Source organism: Microlunatus capsulatus, from assembly GCF_017876495.1.
Classification (GTDB): domain Bacteria; phylum Actinomycetota; class Actinomycetes; order Propionibacteriales; family Propionibacteriaceae; genus Microlunatus; species Microlunatus capsulatus.
This window is the reverse complement of record NZ_JAGIOB010000001.1, coordinates 927,860-946,277: the sequence shown is the minus strand read 5'-3', so window position 1 is coordinate 946,277 and position 18,418 is coordinate 927,860. Positions and strand designations below refer to the sequence as shown.

Genomic DNA, 18,418 nt, shown 5'->3' with positions numbered 1-18,418 from the left:
GTAACCTGGCGGCCATGATCGTGCTCAGCCGCTTCCGCGTCGACGCCGCCGCCGAGGCCACCTTCCTCCCGCAGGCCGAGGCGGCCATCGCCGTGCTGAGCCGTCGCGACGGCCTGCTGTCGCTGGACTTCGGCCGCAACCTCGACGAGCCGGAGCTGTGGACCATCACCACCCGCTGGGCCGACGTCGGCTCCTACCGCCGCGCCCTCAGCGGGATCGAGTCCAAGAGCGTCGTGGTGCCGCTGCTCTCGCTCGCCGTCGACGAGCCGTCGGCCTACGAGAGCCCCGAGCTGGTGGGGGAGAACTGGGCCCGCGGCGCGTCCCGGCCCGGCTGAGGCCGGGTCCCGGGGCGGCCGTTCGGTAGGCTGGGCGGTCGGTCTGCGTCTGCGGACGCGGCCGTCCACGCCATCCCAGCCGGGGGTGGTGTCCCGCACCGCACGCTTGGAGCAACGCCGTGGCCCCGTCCAGCCGTCTCGACAACGTCATCAGCCTGTGCAAGCGACGGGGGTTCGTCTTCCCGTCCGGCGAGATCTACGGCGGCACCCGCTCCGCCTGGGACTACGGGCCCCTGGGCGTCGAGCTCAAGGAGAACATCAAGAAGCAGTGGTGGCGCACCGTGGTCACCAGCCGCGACGACGTCGTCGGCCTCGACTCCTCGGTCATCCTGCCCAAGAAGGTCTGGGTCGCCTCGGGCCACGTCGGCGTCTTCACCGACCCGCTGGTGGAGTGCCTGCACTGCCACAAGCGCTTCCGCGAGGACCACCTGCAGGAGGACTTCGCCGAGCGCAAGGGCCTCGGCGACCCCGACGCCGTCGCCCTCACCGAGGTGCCGTGCCCCAACTGCGGCACCCGCGGCCAGTGGACCGAGCCGCGCGACTTCAACATGATGCTCAAGACCCACCTCGGCGTCATCGAGGACGAGTCCGGGCTGCACTACCTGCGGCCCGAGACGGCGCAGGGCATCTTCGTCAACTTCGCCAACGTCGTGCAGGTGACCCGGAAGAAGCCGCCGTTCGGCATCGGCCAGGTGGGCAAGTCGTTCCGCAACGAGATCACGCCGGGCAACTTCATCTTCCGCACCCGCGAGTTCGAGCAGATGGAGATGGAGTTCTTCGTCGCCCCGGGCAGCGATGAGGAGTGGCACCAGTACTGGATCGACGAGCGGACCCGCTGGTACACCGACCTGGGCATCGCCGCCGAGAACCTGCGGCACTTCGAGCACCCGCAGGAGAAGCTGTCGCACTACTCCAAGCGGACCGTGGACATCGAGTACAAGTTCGGCTTCACCGGCAGCGAGTGGGGCGAGCTCGAGGGCATCGCCAACCGCACCGACTTCGACCTCAGGACCCACAGCGAGCACTCCGGCACCGACCTGTCCTACTTCGACCAGGCCTCCGGCGAGCGCTACCTGCCCTACGTCATCGAGCCGGCGGCCGGCCTGACGCGCTCCCTGATGGCCTTCCTCGTCGAGGCCTACACCGAGGACGAGGCGCCCAACACCAAGGGCGGCGTCGACAAGCGGACCGTGCTCCGGCTCGACCCGCGGCTCTCCCCGGTCAAGGTCGCGGTGCTGCCGCTGTCCCGGAACGAGGCCCTCTCGCCCAAGGCGCGCGGCCTGGCCACCGCCCTGCGCAAGCACTGGAATGTCGACTTCGACGACGCCCAGGCGATCGGGCGGCGCTACCGCCGCCAGGACGAGATCGGCACGCCGTTCTGCATCACCGTCGACTTCGACACCCTCGAGGACGACGCCGTCACCATCCGCGAGCGGGACACCATGGCGCAGGAGCGCGTGGCGCTGTCCCAGGTCGAGTCCTACCTCGGGGCCCGGCTCCTCGGATGCTGACCGAGGTCCGGGACCGCTCGTCGCTGCCTGAGCCCGTCGAAGGCCCTTCGACGGGCTCAGGGCACGGCCGCTCGACGGGCTCAGGGCGCGGGGGGCTGACGATCGGCTCGATCACCGTCCCGACGCCGGTGGTGCTGGCGCCGATGGCGGGGGTCACCAACGCCGCCTACCGCCAGCTCTGCCGCGAGCAGGGTGCGGGGCTGTACGTGTGCGAGATGATCACCAGCCGCGGCGTCGTCGCGCGGGACCGGAAAACCCTGCAGATGCTGCAGTTCGACCCGGGTGAGACGGTGCGCTCGGTCCAGCTCTACGGCGTCGACCCGGTGATCATGGCCCGGGCGACGGAGATCTTGATCACCGAGCACGGCGTCGGCCACGTCGACCTCAACTTCGGCTGCCCGGTGCCCAAGGTGACCCGCAAGGGCGGCGGCGCCGCCCTGCCCTGGAAGCGGGACCGGCTGCGGATGATCTTGGACGCCACCGTCGCGGCCGCGGGGCGGCACGGGGTTCCCGTGACGATCAAGACCCGGATCGGCATCGACCGGGACCACCAGACCTACCTCGACGCCGGCCGGATCGCGGAGGAGAGCGGCGTCGCCGCCATCGCCCTGCACGGCCGCACCGCCCAGCAGGCCTACGCAGGGGAGGCGGACTGGTCGACGATCGCCGCCCTCAAGGAGCACGTCTCCATCCCGGTGCTGGGCAACGGCGACATCTGGGAGGCCTCCGACGCGCTCGCCATGGTGGAGCGCACCGGTGCCGACGGCGTCGTCATCGGCCGCGGCTGCCTCGGCCGCCCCTGGCTGTTCCGCGACCTCGCCGACGCCTTCGCCGGCCGCGCCACCCGCACCCTGCCCTCGCTCGGCGAGGTGGCGGCGATGGTCCGCCGGCACGCCGAGCTGCTGGTCGGGCTCAGCGACGAGCGCTACGGGCTGACCGAGCTGCGCAAGCACATGGCCTGGTACCTCAAGGGGTTCCCGGTGGGCAGCGACACCCGGCGCGCCCTCGGCCTGGTCAGCTCCTTCGCCGACCTCGACGACGCCCTCGCCCGCCTCGACCCCGACGCGCCCTTCCCGGTCACCGAGCTCGGCAGCCCCCGCGGCCGCCAGGGCAGCCCCCGGGACAAGGTGGCGCTGCCCGAGCACTGGCTGGACGACACCTCCGGCGTCGACCTGGACATGGCCGACGCGGAGCAGGGCGTCTCGGGTGGCTGACCCGGCCGAGCCGTCGGCCCGGGCGCAGGCCTGGGCCGAGACGATGGCCGGCCAGCGCGACGGCGACCTCGTCCGCGCGCACGCCGGCTCGCGGGCCGAGGTGGGCCCCGGGCCCGTCGTCCACCGCGAGCTGCGGGAGCAGCGCGAGCGCGAGCTGCTGCGGCCGGGGGCGACGCTCGCCGTCGGCGCGGGGCACCGGGCGGTGCCCGAGGCGCCCGACCCGGAGCGGACCTGCTTTGAGCGCGACCGCGACCGGATCGTCCACTCGGCGGCGTTCCGCCGGCTGGCCGGCAAGACCCAGGTCGTCGTGCACCCCAGCGACCACCAGCGCACCCGGCTCACGCACGCCCTGGAGGTCGCCCAGGTCGCCACCTCCATCGCCCGCGGCGCCGGGGTCAACGTCACCCTGGCCGACGCCATCGCCCTCGGCCACGACTGCGGCCACGGGCCCGGTGGGCACGCCAGCGAGGACGCCTTCGACACGTTCCTCGCCGAGGGCTACGACCACGGGCCCTGGGGCGCCGACGTCGTGCTCGCCGGCCAGAACCTCTGCGCCGAGACCCTCGACGGGATCCGGAACCACTCGTGGTCGCGGCCGGCGCCCCGCACCGTCGAGGGCGAGATCGTCAGCTGGGCCGACCGGATCGCCTACTGCGCCCACGACCTCGAGGACGCCGTGCACGCCGGCATCGTCGACCTCGCGGACCTGCCGGCGGCCGTCGCCGACGTGGCCGGGCGGACCCGTCGCGAGCAGCTCAGCACCTTCGTCCGGGCCGTCGTCCGCGGGGTCGCCGAGCACGGCGAGGTCGGGATGCCGGCGGCGGAGGCCGAGGCGCTGGCCGCGCTGCGCGCCTTCAACTACGAGCGGATCTACGTCCGGCCCGAGTCGCTGGCCCAGTCCCGCGCCGTCGTCGACGTGCTCCGGGCCCTCGTCGAGTTCTACGTCGAGCAGCCGGCGGCGCTGCCCGACACCGTCGTCCCGGTGCCGGGACCGGCGGGCGACGACGCCCTGCGGACGGCGCTCACCTACGTGGCCGGGATGACCGACCGCTACGCCTTCGCCATGGCCGAGCACCACCTGGGCTGGCCGCCCGAGCGGCTGCCGCGGGGCATCGACGACCCGCGCTGACCCGCCCGCCCCGGGTCCCGGGACGGCGGTGGCGCGCTCGGTAGCGTGTCCGTCTCCACCTCCACCGGAAGGGGCACCGTGGCCCAGCCGCACGCCTTCGTCGTCCTCCGCCGTGACGGCGCCGCCGCCGTCCTCGACGTCACCGCCGGCCGGCTGCCGGCCCTGGTCCACTGGGGCGCCGACCTCGGCCCGCTGAGCGGCGCCGACGCCGCCGCGCTGGCCCTGGGCGGGCACCAGCAGGTCGACAACAACCTCGTCGACAGACCGCTGCGGGTCTCCCTGCTGCCCGAGCACTGGACCGGCTGGACCGGTCGGCCGGGCATCAGCGGCTCCCGGGCGGGCACGGACTGGTCGCCCCGCTTCACCGTGGTGGCCCTGGCCGTCGACGGCGCCGAGGTCGTCGGGACCGCGCAGGAGCCCGCCCTGGCGGAGACCTCCTCCGGGGTCGTCGAGGTCCGGGCCGAGGACGCCGCCGCGGGGCTCGGCGTCGTCCTCCAGGTGGAGCTGACCGCGGGCGGGCTGCTCCGCAGCCGGGCGTCGCTCACCAACACCGGGGAGGGCGTCTACCAGCTCGACGACCTCGTGCTGGCCTACCCGCTGCCCGCCGTCGCGCGCGAGGTGCTCGACCTGGCCGGCCGCTGGGGCAAGGAGCGTACGGCGCAGCGCACGGCGCTGCAGGTCGGCACCCACCTCCGCGAGGGGCGCAAGGGACGCACCGGACCGGACGCGGCCACGGTCCTGCACGTCGGCACCCCCGGGTTCGGCTTCGCCGAGGGCGAGGTCTGGGGCGTGCACACGGCCTGGTCGGGCAACCACGTCCACTACGCCGAGCGGGTCTTCACCGGCCACCAGGTGGTGGGCGGCGGCGAGCTGCTGCTGCCCGGGGAGGTCCGGCTGGCCACCGGGGAGACCTACACCTCGCCCTGGGTCTACGGCTCGCACGGCACCGGGCTGGACGCCGTCGCCCGGCGCTTCCACCGCTACCTGCGCTCCCGTCCGCAGCACCCGGGGCCCGAGCGCCCCGTCACGCTCAACGTCTGGGAGGCCGTCTACTTCGACCACGACCTCGAGCGGCTGCTGGACCTGGCCGAGCGGGCGGCGGCCCTCGGCGTCGAGCGCTACGTCCTCGACGACGGCTGGTTCGGCTCGCGCCGCGACGACACCTCGGGCCTCGGCGACTGGGTCGTCTCCGCCGACGTCTGGCCGGACGGGCTGCACCCGCTGGTGGACCGGGTGCGCGAGCTCGGGATGGAGTTCGGCCTGTGGTTCGAGCCCGAGATGGTCAACCTCGACTCCGACGTCGCCCGGGCCCACCCGGAGTGGGTGCTGGCCACCGGGGACCGCACCCCGGTGCCGTCGCGGAACCAGCAGGTCCTGAACCTCGGCATCCCCGAGGCCTACGCCCACGTCCGCGACCAGATGTCGGCGCTCCTCGACGAGTACGCGATCGGCTACATCAAGTGGGACCACAACCGCGACCTCGTCGACGCCGGCACCTCGCCGAGCGGCCGGGCCGGGGTGCACGAGCAGACGCTGGCCTTCTACCGGCTGGTCGACGAGCTCAAGGCCGCGCACCCGGGCCTGGAGGTCGAGTCCTGCTCCTCCGGTGGCGCGCGGGTCGACCTCGGCGTGCTGGAGCGCACCGAGCGCGTCTGGGTCTCGGACTGCATCGACCCCCTGGAGCGGCAGGAGATGCACCGCTGGACCACGCAGCTGGTCCCGCCGGAGATGATGGGCGCCCACATCGCCTCGGGCGGCAGCCACACGACCGGCCGGGTGCACGACCTGTCGTTCCGGGCCGCGACCGCCGTCTTCGGCCACCTCGGCATCGAGTGGGACCTGGCCCGCGCCAGCGAGCAGGAGCTCGCCGAGCTGGGCGGCTGGGTGGCGTTCTTCAAGGAGCACCGCCGGCTGCTGCTGGGCGGTGACCTGGTCCGCGTCGACCACCCGGACACGAGCGTGGTCCTGCACGGCGTCGTCAGCCCCGACCGGGACGCGGCGATCTTCGGCGTGCACGCCGTCGGCCGCTCCGAGGTCGTCTCGCTGGGCCGGCTCCGCTTCCCGGGGCTGGACCCCGCCCGCCGCTACCGGGTGGTCCCGGTCGGGGTCGGCGAGCCCGGCGGGCTCGTCGCGCCGGCCTGGTGGGACGCCGACGGCCCCCGCGCGGGCACGGTGCTCAGCGGCGCCGCCCTCGGCGCGGCCGGGCTGATGGCGGCCTCGGTGCACCCCGACCACAGCGTCCTGTACCGCCTCGACGCCGTCGGCTGAGCGACGTCGGCCGGGGTGTGGAGAACTGCCCTCCGCACCCCGCCCGGCGGAGGATCCTGCACCTCTGCGCCGACCTGGCGTGTCGCCGACCGGTCGCCCGAGACTGGTCGGCACACGACCCCGGACGGCTGGAGGAGACATGCGGGCCCTGGCAGCAGCAGCAGCAGGCGTGACGGTGGCGGTGGGGGTGCTGGTGGCGACCACCGCGGTGGCAGCGCCCGGACCCTCGCCGGCCCCGCCGCCCCCGGCGCCCACCCCGGGGCCGGTGGTCACCGGCACCCTGGACGGCGGCACCCGGGCGCGGCAGGACGGCATCGCCCTGCGCACGCGCGAGGACGCCACCGTCCGCACCTTCACGCTGACCTACCCGGCGCTCGCGGAGTCGGGCTGGCACCAGCACCCGGGCGTCGTCCTGGCCACGGTGGAGAGCGGTACCGTCGTCCAGCGGGTCGGCTGCCGGTCGAACACCTGGCGGGCCGGCCAGTCCTTCACGGAGGTGGCCCCGCACCTCGTCGTGAACCCCTCGGCCACCGAGCCCGCGGTGCTGCGGATCACCCAGGTCGTGCCCGTCGGCGCGCCCCTGCGCGAGAACGTCGACCCGCCGCGTTGCCGCCGCAGCTAGCCGACGCGCCCTGAGCACACGACTCCGCTCCATGAGCTTGTCGAAGGGCCCCCGACCCCGCCCCATGAGCCCGTCGACGGGCCTCTCGGACCCCGCTCCCTGAGCCTGTCGAAGGGCGCTGAGCCCGGCCACGGGTCCTCAGGGGACCAGCCGCTCCGCGAGGTCGGGCGGCAGGAGCCGTGCGGCGCGGACCAGCTGGTGCGCGACGACGACGGTGACCGTCTGCGCGGCGAGGAGGCCGACCAGCACGAGCAGCTGGGCCGCGCCGGCCTGCAGCGGGGTGCCGCCGCCGAGCAGCACGCCGACGAAGGCGCCGGGCAGGGTGACCAGGCCGACGGTCCGGGTCTGGTCGAGGCCGGGCACCAGGGCCTCGGGCAGCCGCCGCTCGACGACCTCGCTGATCGCCTGCGGCCGACGGAGCCCGATGGACAGCCCGGCCTCGTAGGTGCCGATCTCGTCGCGCAGCGCCGCGAAGGCCCGGCGCCCGGCCAGGGAGTGCGCCGACATGGTGCCGCCGATGATGATCCCGGCCACCGGGACCAGCGAGGCGCCGTCCCAGGGCACCGCGCCCGAGGCGAACACCACGGCGAGCACCGGCACCACCCCGGCCGCGAGGGCCAGCGCCACCCACGGCCAGCAGCGGGGTGCCTCGACCCGACGGGCCGAGGTGGCCGTGGCCACGGCGAACATGGCCAGCGCGAACAGCGCCGACCAGGCCAGGTGGCTCAGCACCGCGGTGATGACCAGCGCGACCAGCCCCAGCTGCACGACGGCGCGCAGGGCGGCGGTGGCGATGGAGCGACCCGTCCGCAGGCCGCCGACGGTCGACGCGCCGACGGCCACGAGGACGAGGACGACGAGCGCCACCAGCAGCGGCGCGCCGGGCTGGGCGGGCACACCTCATCCTCCCAGCCCTGCGCAGCGGGCCCGTACGATGACCGGGTCGCGGGCCCGCCCGCGCGAGCGTCTGAGGAGTTCCCTGGTGACCAGCACCCTGGCCGGCGACGTGCGCGAGGTCGCCCTCGCCTACGGCCGCGGCCGGCTCGACGTGGCGCTGCCGCCCGTCTGCGAGCCGACCGTCGTCCGGCAGCGGCCGCTGCCCCCGCTGCCCGACCCGGCCGCCGCCGTCGCCGACGCGCTCGCCCACCCCGTCGGCTCGCCGCCGCTGGCCGAGCTGGCCCGGGACCGGCGGAGCGCCTGCATCCTCATCTGCGACATCACCCGGCCGGTGCCCAACGGGCTGTTCCTGCGGCCGCTCGTCGAGCAGGTCACCGCAGCCGGGGTGCCGCTGGAGGCCGTCACGATCCTGGTCGCCACCGGCCTGCACCGGCCCAACCTCGGCGACGAGCTGGCCGAGCTGGTCGGCGATCCGTGGGTGCTCGAGCACGTGCGGGTGGAGAACCACGACGCCCGCGACGACGCCGCCCACCGCTCCCTGGGCGTGACGGCGACGCGGGGCACGCCGGTCTCCCTGGACCGCCGCTTCACCGACGCCGACCTCAAGATCGTCACCGGCCTCGTGGAGCCGCACTTCATGGCCGGCTGGTCGGGCGGTCGCAAGGTGATCGCGCCCGGCGTGGCCCACCACACGACCATCCGCACCTTCCACTCCGCGCGGTTCATGGAGGACCCCCGGGCCGTCCAGTGCACGCTCGAGGGCAACCCGCTGCACGAGGAGCAGCTGGAGATCGTGCGCCTGCTGGGCGACGTCTACGGCCTCAGCACCGTGGTCGACGAGGAGCGCCGGCTGGTGCACGTCGGCTTCGGCGAGGTGGTCGCCAGCCACCAGGCCGTCGTCGACGTGGTCGCTGCCGCGGTCCGGGTGCCGCTGGGCCGGCGGTTCGGCACGGTGCTCACCTCCGCCGCCGGCTACCCGCTGGACAAGACCTACTACCAGACCGTCAAGGGCATGGTCACCCCGCTGGACGTGCTCGCCCCGGGCGGCACGCTGATCATCGCCTCGGAGTGCTCGGAGGGGTTCGGCTCGCCGGAGTTCCGGGCGGCCCAGCAGCGGCTGGCCACCCTCGGCCCCGACGCCTTCCTGGCCACCCTCGTCGGCAAGGAGTTCGCCGACGTCGACGAGTGGCAGAGCGAGATGCAGCTCAAGGCCGTCCGGCACGGCCGCGTCGAGCTCTACAGCACCGGGCTCGCGGCGCAGGACCACCCGCTGACGGCTGTCCGGGTCGTCGACGACCTCACCGCCGCCGTGCAGGCCAGCATGGACCGCACCGGCGACCGGGGCGTCGCCGTCATCCCCGACGGCCCCTACGTCGTCCCGGTGGTCGGGTGAGCGCGTCGGCCGTCCGTCCGATCGGCCGGACCGGCCTCGCCTGGCGGGTGGTCGTCGCGCTGCTGGGCATCGGGCTGCTCGTCAACGGCTCGCTGCGGATGAGCGACGACGTCTGGCCGTTCGGGCCGATGTCGCAGTACGCGTTCTCCCCGCCGGCCGACGACACCATCCTCATCACCCGCGTCGAGGGGCGGCTGGCCGACGGCCGCCGCGTCGAGCTGCCGCTCCGGGTCAGCACCGCCGGCATCAGCCGCGCCGAGGTGGAGGCGCGGATCCCGGCCATCACCGAGGACCCGTCGCTGCTCCGCGGCGTCGTCGAGGGCTGGAGCAGCCGGCACCCCGAGGAGCCCGCCGTCCTGCAGGTGTGGCTGGTCCAGGACGTCACCGAGCTGTCCCGCGGACGGCCGACGGGGGAGTCCCGCCGCGAGCTGGCCACCTGGACGGTGCCGCGGTGACCGGCCCGGGTCGCGTCGTCGGCTGGTTCGCCCCCGTCCTGCCCGACGCCCGGGTCGCGGTCCTCCGGACCGTCGTCTACCTCTTCGTCCTCGTCGACATCCACCTCTTCGTCGCCGACCCCGTCCCGCTCAGCCGGCAGCCCGACCTCTACGCCCCGCTGATGGTCGAGCGGCTCTTCCTGCTGCCGCCGCCCACGCCGGTGATCACGACCACGCTCTACGTCGTCCTCGTCGTCGGCTCGCTGGTGGCGGCCGCGAACCGGCTGCCCCGGCTCGCGGGCGTCGTGGTCGCCGCCGCCTTCACCTGGTGGACCGCGATCGGGATGAGCTACGGCAAGGTCGACCACGACCACCTGGCCTTCGTGGTCGCGCTCTGGCTGCTGCCCACGGCCGGGGTCGTCCGGGACCGCTGGCGGTGCTCCACGTCGTCCCGGCAGGCGGGCTGGGTGCTCAAGACCGTGCAGGTCGCGGTGATCGCGACCTACTTCCTCTCGGCGCTGACCAAGATCCGCAGCGGCGACTGGAGCCTGACCTCGTGGCCGAACAGCTTCATCCTGACCTGGGCGATCGTCCGCCGGCCGCACGGGCTGGGCCAGTTCCTGCTGCCCTTCCCGGACCTGCTGCGCGGGATGCAGTGGTTCGCCTTCCTCGCCGAGCTCACCTCGCTCGTCGTGCTCTGGCTGCGGGGACGGGCGCTGCTGGCCGCCGCGGTCTTCTGGATGGGCTTCCACGTCTTCACGGCCGCGATCCTCTACATCCACTTCGCGCCGACGCTGGTCTGCTGGCTCGCCTTCGCCCCGCTGGAGCGGCTGCCGGCGTGGTGGGACCGGCGGCGCGCCGCCCGGGCGGCCCGGACCGGGCGGGTGGTCGACGCAGCGGACGTCCGCGCGTCCTGAGGGCTCCCGGCCGGCTCAGCGCGGGGCGGGGGCGCTGCCCGGCGGGGGCAGCGCGCAGGCGGGCGTGCCGCCCGGCATCCGGCTCCGGTTCCGGGCGACCAGCCGGTAGACGGCGGCGGCCACCGGCCGGACGAGCGGGAGGCCCATCGCCCGGCCCAGCAGGGCGTAGGCACCGCCGCGGAACCGCAGCCAGGCCGCGAAGGCGGCCGCACCGCCGGCGACGGCGCCGTCGGGCTCCACCCAGAGCACCTCGGTCTGCGCGCGCTCGGCCGTCGTGCCCAGCGCGTCGAGGTCGGTGAACTGCCAGGGCACCAGGAGGGCGTCGGGCCCCGAGGGGCGGTGCAGCCGCTCCGCCACCCAGGTGGCGCTCGTCGTGCAGAACGCGCAGTCCCCGTCGAACACCAGCCACGGGCGGTCCCGCGGGGCGGTCGGGGCGGGGGATCCGGGGGCGGCGGGCACGGGCCGAGCCTACGCGGGCCGCAGCCGCGGCCCCGGCGCGTAAACTCGGGCGCGTGGCGGGCCGGATCAACGACGAGGACGTCGTCACCGTCCGGGAACGCGCCCGGATCGACGAGGTCATCGGGTCCTACGTGGCCCTGCGGAACGCGGGCGGCGGGTCCCTCAAGGGCCTGTGCCCCTTCCACGACGAGAAGACGCCCAGCTTCCAGGTCACCCCCTCCCGCGGCTTCTACTACTGCTTCGGCTGCGGCGAGGGCGGCGACGTCATCACCTTCATGCAGAAGATCGACAACCTCAGCTTCGCCGAGGCGATCGAGCGGCTGGCCGACCGCGTCGGCATCCAGCTGCGCTACACCGAGGACTCCGGCCCCCGGCCCGAGCCCGGCCTGCGCTCGCGGCTGATGGACGCCCACCGCGCGGCCGCCGAGTTCTACTCCGAGCAGCTCGCCAGCCCCGACGCCCTGGCCGGACGGCAGTTCCTGGCCCAGCGCGGCTTCGACCGCGCCGCCGCCGAGCTGTTCGGCGTCGGCTTCGCCCCGCGCGGCGGCCGGGTGCTGGCCCAGCACCTGCGCGGCCGCGGGTTCAGCGACAAGGAGCTGGTCGCCGGCGGGCTGGTGCGGGAGTCGGGCTACGACTTCTTCCAGAGCCGGCTGCTGTGGCCCATCCGCGACTCCGGCCAGCAGGTCATCGGCTTCGGGGCGCGCAAGCTGTTCGACGACGACCGGATGCCGGCCAAGTACCTCAACACGCCCGAGACCCCGCTCTACAAGAAGTCGCACGTCCTCTACGGCCTGGACCTGGCCCGCAAGCCGATCGGGCACAAGAGCCAGGCGGTCGTCGTCGAGGGCTACACCGACGTGATGGCGGCGCACCTCTCCGGCGTCGACACCGCCATCGCCTCCTGCGGGACCGCCTTCGGCGACGACCACGCGCGGCTGCTGCGCCGGCTGATGGGCGACCACGACGCCTTCCACGGCGAGGTCATCTTCACCTTCGACGGCGACGCGGCCGGCCAGGCGGCGGCGCTCAAGGTGTTCGGCGGCGACCAGAACTTCCTGGCCCAGACCTACGTGGCCATCGAGCCGACCGGCCTCGACCCCTGCGACCTGCGCCTGCAGCACGGCGAGGCCGCCGTCCGCGAGCTGGTGGCGCGGCGGGTGCCGCTGTACCGCTTCGTGATGACCAACGTGCTGTCCCGGCACGACCTCGACCGCGCCGACGGCCGGCTGTCGGCCCTGCGGGAGGCCGCGCCGCTGGTGGCGAGCATCCGCGACGCCTCCCTGGTCACCGGCTACGCCCGCGAGCTGGCCGGGCTGCTGGGGATGGATGTCGAGGAGGTCCGCGGCGAGGTGGTCCGGGCGGCCAACCGCTCCAGCCGCCGCACTTCCGAGCCGTCCCCGGCGCCCGCCCCGACGCCGGACGGGGAGCGGGCGGAGCGCCGGCCCGCCCCCGAGGCGCGGCTGCCCGACCCGCACGACCGGCTGCTGGCGCTGGAGCGGGCGACGACGAAGCTCCTCATCCAGGTGCCCGGGCTGTTCCCCGGTGTCTGGGACGGCCTCACCGTCACCGACTTCACCCACCCGGCCTACGCCGCCGTCTTCACCGCCGTCGAGGAGGCCGCGGCCGAGGGCGAGGCCGGCGGGGACTGGGTGCACCGGATGACGGCGGCCGCCGAGCACGAGCAGCTCCGCTCGCTCATCGTCTCCCTCGCCGTCGAGCCGCTGCCGGTCCAGGGCGAGGTGACGTCCCGCTTCGTCGTCGCGCACAGCGCCGGGCTGCAGCTGCTGACGGTGATGCGCGCCATCGCCGACCTCAAGTCGAAGCTGCAGCGCACCAACCCGGTCGAGGCGCAGCAGCGCTACAACCAGATGTTCTCCGAGCTCGTGGTGCTGGAGGCCCGGCGCAAGCAGCTCCAGGTCCGCAGCATCGGCGCGCTGGAGTAGCCCCGGCGTCCGCCGCCGGGAGGCTGTGGACGACCGTCCCGGGGGCGGCCCACCAGCCCAGGCTGGGGTGGTGACGAGGGGCCGGGCTGCGCTGGACGAACCGCTGCTGAGCGGCGAGGAGGTGCCGGTGCTCGCCCGCGCGATCGAGGCCGGCGTGCTGGCCGCCGAGGCGCGCCGCGGCGGGGGTTTCGCCGACGCCACCGAGGAGGAGCTCCGCGCGGTGGAGGAGCAGGGCCGCCGGGCCTGGCACCGCTTCGTCCGCGCCAACCTCCGCCTGGTGGCGCTGGTCGCGGGCCAGACCGCCGCCCGCAGCCGGCTGCCCGAGGCCGACCTGTTCCAGGAGGGCTGCCTGGGTCTGATGGCGGCCGTCCAGCGCTACGACCACACCCGCGGCACCACCTTCTCGACCTACGCGCTGTTCTGGGTCCGTTCGGCCGTCGGGGCGCTCAGCGCCGGCCACCTGGGCGCCCTGAACCTGCCCACCAGCCGGGCCGAGCAGCTCCGGGCCGCCCGGGGCGTCGAGGCCGGCCTCACCCAGGAGCTCGGCCGGCCGCCGACGGCCGACGAGCTCGCCGGCGCCCTGGGTCGCTCCGCGGGCTGGACGCGGGCGCTGCTGGCGCACGCCGTCCCGACCCCGATCGAGGAGGTCGCCGCCGTGCTGGCCGCGCCGGCGCCGACGGAGCCCGCCGACCCCCGGTCGGAGGTGCACGCCCTGCTCGCCGCCCTCGACCCGCTGACCCGGCGGGTGCTCGAGCTGCGCTGCGGGTTCGGCGGTGGCGAGCCCCTCAGCCTGGCCGCGACCGGGCGGGAGCTGGGGCTGTCGGCCGGCCGCGTCCGCCGGCTCGAGCAGCAGGGGATCGAGGCGCTGCGGGACGTCTGCCCGCAGGCGGCGGTCTGGTACCTGAGCGGCTGAGCCCTGGGCCGGCGGGGGAGGATGGGCTCCATGGCCACCTCGACGAGAACCCGCTGGTGGTCGCGCTCGCGCGGGCTGCCGGCCGACGCGCACGCCGGCTGGCTGACGTCGCTGCGCGAGGAGCCGGGCCGGCCCGCCCGCATCCTGGCCTGGGCGGGGGAGGACGACCGGTTCGTCGTCGGCAGCCCGGCCGTGCTCTCCACCGGCGGCGGCGCCGGGTGGCAGCACGTCGGCTGGCACGAGATCGAGCGGGGCGGCTGGAACGACGAGCTGCGCCGGCTCAGCTGGGTGCGGCTGGACGGCCGCCGCGGCGAGGTCGAGCTGGCCGAGCCCGGCCGGCTGCCCGAGCTGTTCCGCGAGCGGGTGGAGGCCACCATCGTCGTCCGCCAGTTCGTCGCCCTGGCCGGCGACCGCGGCGTCACCGTCAGCGCGCGGCGCCCGCTCGCCGGGGGCGGACCGCTGGTCTGGCACACCAGCCTCACCCGCGGGCTGAGCTGGCAGACGCCCGGCGTCCGGGAGGCCGTCGACGACGCGCTGGCCCAGACCCGGGCCGAGTTCGACATGCGCTGAGAGGCTGGTAATGTTCTGACTCGCGCCAGCGCGATCCCCTGTAGCTCAATTGGCAGAGCAGCCGGCTGTTAACCGGCAGGTTACTGGTTCGAGTCCAGTCGGGGGAGCTCCTCCTCCACCACGGCCGAGACCCCTCCGGGTCCCGGCCGTCGGCGTCCCCGGGGTCTTCTCCGGGCCACGGCGGCGGTCCGCCCGGGTCGGCGCGCGAGCACCGACCCGGCCGTCCCCGTCAGGCCTTCGGGCCGGTCTTGCCCAGGTCGTCGAGGAAGGCGCTGGCCCAGTGGTCGATGTCGTGCTCGGCCACCTGGCGGCGCATGACCTTCATCCGCCGCGCCTTGTTGCGCGGGGAGTCCTGCATCGCCTCGATCAGCTTGTCCTTCATCCCGTTCACGTCGTACGGGTTGACCAGGTAGGCCTGCCGCAGCTCGCGGGCGGCACCGGCGAACTCGCTGAGCACCAGGGCGCCGTCGTCGGCCTGCCGGCAGGCGACGTACTCCTTGGCCACCAGGTTCATGCCGTCGCGCAGCGGGGTGACCACCATGACGTCGGCGGCCCGGTACAGCGCGGCCATCTCGTCGCGGGGGTAGGAGGCGTGCAGGTAGGTGATGGGCGGGCGGCCGATCCGGCCGATGTCGCCGTTGATCCGGCCGACCAGCCGGTCCATCTCGTCGCGCAGCTGGCGGTACTCCTCGACGCGCTCGCGCGAGGGCGTCGCGACCTGGACGAAGGCGACCTTGTCGACGTCGAGGGTGCCGTCCTCGATGAGCTCGCCGAAGGCCTGCAGGCGCGCGAGCAGGCCCTTGGTGTAGTCGAGCCGGTCGACGCCGAGGAACAGCACGTCCGGGTCGCCGAGGTCGTGCCGGATCTCCGCCGCCCGGGCCGCCACCGGCTCCGAGGCCGAGAGCTCGTGCAGCTCGCTGGCGTCGATGGCGATGGGGTAGGAGCGGGCCAGCACGGTCCGGCCCTCGGCGGTGCGGATCTCGTCGCGGTGGGTCTCCTGGCGCAGCCGCGCCCGGACCAGGCGCAGGAAGTTCTGCGCGCCGCCGGAGACCTGGAAGCCGACGAGGTCGGCGCCCAGCAGGCCCTCGAGGATCTGGTCGCGCCACGGCAGCTGCTGGAACAGCTCGGTGGGCGGGAAGGGGATGTGCAGGAAGAAGCCGATCCGCAGGTCCGGGCGCAGCGCCCGCAGCATCGCCGGCACCAGCTGGAGCTGGTAGTCCTGCACCCAGACGACGGCGCCCTGCTCGGCGACCGCTGCCGTCCGCTCGGCGAAGCGCTGGTTGACCTTGCGGTAGGCGTCCCACCACTCGCGGTGGAACCCGGGCGTCGCGATCACGTCGTGGTAGAGCGGCCAGAGGGTGCCGTTGGAGAAGCCCTCGTAGTAGTCCTCGACCTCGGCCGCGGTCAGGTCCACGGGCACGAGCTGGATGCCGTCGTTCTCGAACGGCTCCAGCGCCTCGTCGGGGGCCCCGTGCCACCCCACCCAGGCGCCGTCCTGGCGCCGCATGACGGGCTCGAGGGCGGTGACCAGGCCGCCGGGGGAGGTGCGCCAGTCGACGCTGCCGTCCGCGTGCTCGACGCGGTCGACCGGGAGGCGGTTGGCGACGACCACGAAGGACGCGGTCGCCTTGGACTCGGCGGGCTCGGGGGTGCTCATGTCCTCAGTTCCATCGGTTCGGGCGTGCCCCGACCCTAGCGGGTGGGCCCGGGCCGACGGCTCCCGCCCGCGCGCGGGGACCAGCGGGCGGAGTGGTCCGGGGAGGGGGGTCGCGCGTCTGTCAGGCTGCACCCATGGACCTCGTCGAGCCGCTGACCGAGGCGGGCGCTGCCGCGCTGCAGGCCGTCACCACCGCGCCCCGGGGCACGCTCGTCGCCCTCGACTTCGACGGCACGCTGGCCCCGATCATCGACGACCCCGACCGGGCCGCCGCCCACCCCGCGGCCGTCGACGCCCTCGAGGAGCTGGCGACGCTGGTGGGGACGGTGGCCGTGGTCACCGGCCGGCCGGCCCGGACCGCCGTCCGGCTCGGCGGCTTCGCCGGGCGCCCGGGCCTGGGCTCGATGGTCGTGCTGGGCCAGTACGGCGTCGAGCGCTGGGACGCCGCGACGGGGGAGTTCGACCTGCCGCCCGAGCCCGCGGCCGTCACCGCCGCCGGCGAGGAGCTGCCCGGGCTGCTGGAGGACCTCGGCCTCGGCGCCGCCCGGATCGAGCACAAGGGCCGTGCCCTCGGCGTGCACACCCGCGAGCTGGATCAGCCCCAGCAGGCCTACCGGACGCTGCTCGAGCCCGTCCGCGCCCTGGCCGCCCGGCACGGCCTCACCGTCGAGCCCGGCCGCAACGTCCTCGAGATCCGCGCACCCGGCACCGACAAGGGCGACGCCGTGCGCCGGCTCGTCGCCGAGACCGGGGCGACGGCGGTCGTCTTCGGCGGGGACGACCTGGGCGACCTGCCGGCCTTCGAGGCCGTCGCGGCCCTGCGCGCGGAGGGCCTGCCGGGGCTGCTGCTGGCGTCCGCCTCGCACGAGGAGGACGCGCTCAGCCGGCTGGCCGACGTCGTGGTCGACGGCCCCGCGGGGGTCGCGGCCTGGCTCCGCGACCTGACGGCCCGGATCCGCGCCGCCCAGCAGGGCTAGCGGCTGTTCCCGGCGTCGCTCTCGTAGGCCTGCGGCAACACCTGCTGGGTGCCCTCGGGGTCGTCGGTGCGCTCGTCGGACTCGCTGAGGATCTGCTGGGCCTGGGCGGTCGGGTCGTCGCTGCCGGCCGCGATCTCCTCGGGCAGCAGGTGCGCCCGCTCGGCCACCCGCTCGTCGTCCTGGACGTCGTCGCGGGCGGGTCCGGAGGTGTCGGTCATGGCCGTCACGCTACCGGCCCGCCCCCGTCCAACGGGTGGCGACCGGGCGGCCCGCGGGCCGGTAGGCTCCGCGCGTGCTCGACGTCGTCCTGACCCGCCGGTGACGGCGGACGCGCGCCCCGACGAGGGCGAGATCCTGCAGGAGCGGGCGGACCGGCCGGTGCTGCGCATCGGCGACGTCGTCCGCCACCCCCGCCAGCCGTGGTCCGGCTCGGTGCACGCGCTGCTCGCGCACCTGGCCGAGGTCGGCTTCGCCGAGGCGCCGCGGCCCGGCCCCGTCGCCGAGGACCACGACGACGTCGGCTACATCGAGGGCGTGTCCGGCGACGCCGCCTGCCGGCTGGTGGCCGGCGACGAGGCCGTCGCCCAGGTCGCGCAGCTGCTGCGCCGCTACCACGACGCGGTCGCCGGCTGGCGCCCCGCGACGCCGCCCACCTGGTTCGACGGCCAGACCGGCACCGGCGACGGCGGGGAGCACCTGGTCTGCCACGGCGACGTGGGGCCCTGGAACCTCGTCTGGCGCGACGACCGGCTGGTCGGGCTGATCGACTGGGAGTACGCCACCATCGGCACCCGGCGCACCGACATCGCCTACGCGTTGCACTACCTGGTGCCGTTCCGGGACCGGGCGTACTGGCAGAACGTGCTCGGGATGGCGCGCAAGCCGCGCCGCCGGCACCGGATGGCGGTGTTCGCCGAGGCCTACGGGATCCCCGTCGACGACCAGCTGGTCGACGACGTGCTGGCCTCCCAGCAGGCGGGCGTCGACCTCATGCGGACGTTGGCCGAGCAGGGCCGGCCCCGCCAGCAGCAGCTGGTGGCCGACGGCGAGCTGGACCGCGAGCACCGGGCGGTGCTCTGGGGCCAGGGCCACCGGCACAAGTTCCAGGCCAAGCGGGCCCGCGAGGGACGTCGTCTGCGGACGGACGGCGACGTGCACCCCGGCGGGCTCCGCTAGGAC

Annotated in this window: 18 protein-coding genes and 1 tRNA gene; 15 read left to right on the top strand and 4 right to left on the bottom strand. The window is 75.0% G+C overall.

Annotated features, from left to right (window positions below; all coding sequences use genetic code 11):
- Positions 1-14 precede the first annotated feature (14 nt).
- The 6 genes from JOF54_RS04380 to JOF54_RS04355 all read left to right on the top strand — a co-directional run bounded on the left by JOF54_RS04380 (position 15) and on the right by JOF54_RS04355 (position 7,079).
- The gene (locus tag JOF54_RS04380; protein WP_210053343.1) at positions 15-335 is read left to right on the top strand and encodes an antibiotic biosynthesis monooxygenase family protein; all 321 of its coding nucleotides are present in this window, start codon (positions 15-17) and stop codon (positions 333-335) included.
- 119 nt (positions 336-454) lie between these two features.
- Positions 455-1,846: a glycine--tRNA ligase gene (locus JOF54_RS04375; protein WP_210053340.1), complete on the top strand. Its 1,392-nt coding sequence runs from the start codon at positions 455-457 to the stop codon at positions 1,844-1,846.
- Positions 1,840-3,060, top strand: coding sequence for a tRNA dihydrouridine synthase DusB (gene dusB / locus JOF54_RS04370; RefSeq protein ID WP_210053337.1), 1,221 nt, complete (start codon positions 1,840-1,842; stop codon positions 3,058-3,060). The genes JOF54_RS04375 and dusB overlap by 7 nt, the downstream gene beginning before the upstream one ends.
- 43 nt (positions 3,061-3,103) lie before the next feature.
- Positions 3,104-4,189 carry an HD domain-containing protein gene (locus JOF54_RS04365; protein ID WP_210059344.1) on the top strand — a complete coding sequence of 362 codons (1,086 nt, stop codon included), beginning with the start codon at positions 3,104-3,106 and terminating at the stop codon, positions 4,187-4,189.
- 78 nt (positions 4,190-4,267) lie between these two features.
- The gene (locus tag JOF54_RS04360) at positions 4,268-6,457 is read left to right on the top strand and encodes an alpha-galactosidase (protein ID WP_210053336.1); all 2,190 of its coding nucleotides are present in this window, start codon (positions 4,268-4,270) and stop codon (positions 6,455-6,457) included.
- Between the two features lie 169 nt (positions 6,458-6,626).
- A complete protein-coding gene (locus JOF54_RS04355) occupies positions 6,627-7,079 on the top strand; it encodes a cupin domain-containing protein (RefSeq protein WP_210053334.1) in 453 nt (150 codons plus the stop codon).
- Between the two features lie 138 nt (positions 7,080-7,217).
- Here JOF54_RS04355 and JOF54_RS04350 read toward each other — a convergent pair whose 3' ends face one another.
- Positions 7,218-7,976, bottom strand: a complete 759-nt coding sequence (locus JOF54_RS04350) for an ABC transporter permease (RefSeq protein WP_210053332.1) — start codon at positions 7,974-7,976, stop codon at positions 7,218-7,220.
- Positions 7,977-8,061: 85 nt separating this feature from the next.
- On the opposite strand from JOF54_RS04350, the gene JOF54_RS04345 reads away from it, so the two are divergent.
- Genes JOF54_RS04345 through JOF54_RS04335 form a run of 3 tightly spaced genes read left to right on the top strand, consistent with a single transcriptional unit; the run spans position 8,062 to position 10,720 of the window.
- Positions 8,062-9,369 carry a nickel-dependent lactate racemase family protein gene (locus tag JOF54_RS04345; RefSeq protein ID WP_210053330.1) on the top strand — a complete coding sequence of 436 codons (1,308 nt, stop codon included), beginning with the start codon at positions 8,062-8,064 and terminating at the stop codon, positions 9,367-9,369.
- Positions 9,366-9,824, top strand: coding sequence for a hypothetical protein (locus JOF54_RS04340; protein ID WP_210053328.1), 459 nt, complete (start codon positions 9,366-9,368; stop codon positions 9,822-9,824). The genes JOF54_RS04345 and JOF54_RS04340 overlap by 4 nt, the downstream gene beginning before the upstream one ends.
- Entirely contained in the window at positions 9,821-10,720 is a 900-nt protein-coding gene (locus JOF54_RS04335; protein WP_210053326.1) for an HTTM domain-containing protein, read from the top strand. Before JOF54_RS04340 ends, JOF54_RS04335 begins: the two co-directional genes overlap by 4 nt.
- 15 nt (positions 10,721-10,735) lie before the next feature.
- On the opposite strand, the gene JOF54_RS04330 is transcribed toward JOF54_RS04335, so the two are convergent.
- Complete coding sequence (locus JOF54_RS04330) at positions 10,736-11,179, bottom strand: thiol-disulfide oxidoreductase DCC family protein (protein WP_210053325.1); 444 nt, start codon at positions 11,177-11,179, stop codon at positions 10,736-10,738.
- Positions 11,180-11,232: 53 nt separating this feature from the next.
- On the opposite strand from JOF54_RS04330, the gene dnaG reads away from it, so the two are divergent.
- The 4 genes from dnaG to JOF54_RS04310 all read left to right on the top strand — a co-directional run bounded on the left by dnaG (position 11,233) and on the right by JOF54_RS04310 (position 14,712).
- On the top strand, positions 11,233-13,122 hold the full coding sequence (gene dnaG, locus JOF54_RS04325) for a DNA primase (RefSeq protein WP_210053323.1): 1,890 nt from the start codon (positions 11,233-11,235) through the stop codon (positions 13,120-13,122).
- Between the two features lie 70 nt (positions 13,123-13,192).
- Positions 13,193-14,035 carry a sigma-70 family RNA polymerase sigma factor gene (locus tag JOF54_RS04320; protein ID WP_210053321.1) on the top strand — a complete coding sequence of 281 codons (843 nt, stop codon included), beginning with the start codon at positions 13,193-13,195 and terminating at the stop codon, positions 14,033-14,035.
- 30 nt (positions 14,036-14,065) lie between these two features.
- The gene (locus tag JOF54_RS04315; protein ID WP_210053319.1) at positions 14,066-14,605 is read left to right on the top strand and encodes a hypothetical protein; all 540 of its coding nucleotides are present in this window, start codon (positions 14,066-14,068) and stop codon (positions 14,603-14,605) included.
- A 34-nt stretch (positions 14,606-14,639) separates the two neighbouring features.
- Positions 14,640-14,712: transfer RNA gene (locus JOF54_RS04310), tRNA-Asn, on the top strand.
- Positions 14,713-14,834: 122 nt separating this feature from the next.
- Here JOF54_RS04310 and JOF54_RS04305 read toward each other — a convergent pair.
- Positions 14,835-16,262, bottom strand: a complete 1,428-nt coding sequence (locus tag JOF54_RS04305; RefSeq protein ID WP_210053317.1) for an alpha,alpha-trehalose-phosphate synthase (UDP-forming) — start codon at positions 16,260-16,262, stop codon at positions 14,835-14,837.
- Positions 16,263-16,396: 134 nt separating this feature from the next.
- Here JOF54_RS04305 and otsB point away from each other — a divergent pair, with 134 nt between their 5' ends.
- A complete protein-coding gene (gene otsB / locus JOF54_RS04300) occupies positions 16,397-17,239 on the top strand; it encodes a trehalose-phosphatase (RefSeq protein WP_210053315.1) in 843 nt (280 codons plus the stop codon).
- On the opposite strand, the gene JOF54_RS04295 is transcribed toward otsB, so the two are convergent.
- Complete coding sequence (locus tag JOF54_RS04295; protein ID WP_210053314.1) at positions 17,236-17,457, bottom strand: hypothetical protein; 222 nt, start codon at positions 17,455-17,457, stop codon at positions 17,236-17,238. The genes otsB and JOF54_RS04295 overlap by 4 nt on opposite strands.
- Positions 17,458-17,557: 100 nt before the next feature.
- On the opposite strand from JOF54_RS04295, the gene JOF54_RS04290 reads away from it, so the two are divergent.
- On the top strand, positions 17,558-18,415 hold the full coding sequence (locus JOF54_RS04290; RefSeq protein ID WP_210053312.1) for a phosphotransferase: 858 nt from the start codon (positions 17,558-17,560) through the stop codon (positions 18,413-18,415).
- Positions 18,416-18,418: the final 3 nt, after the last annotated feature.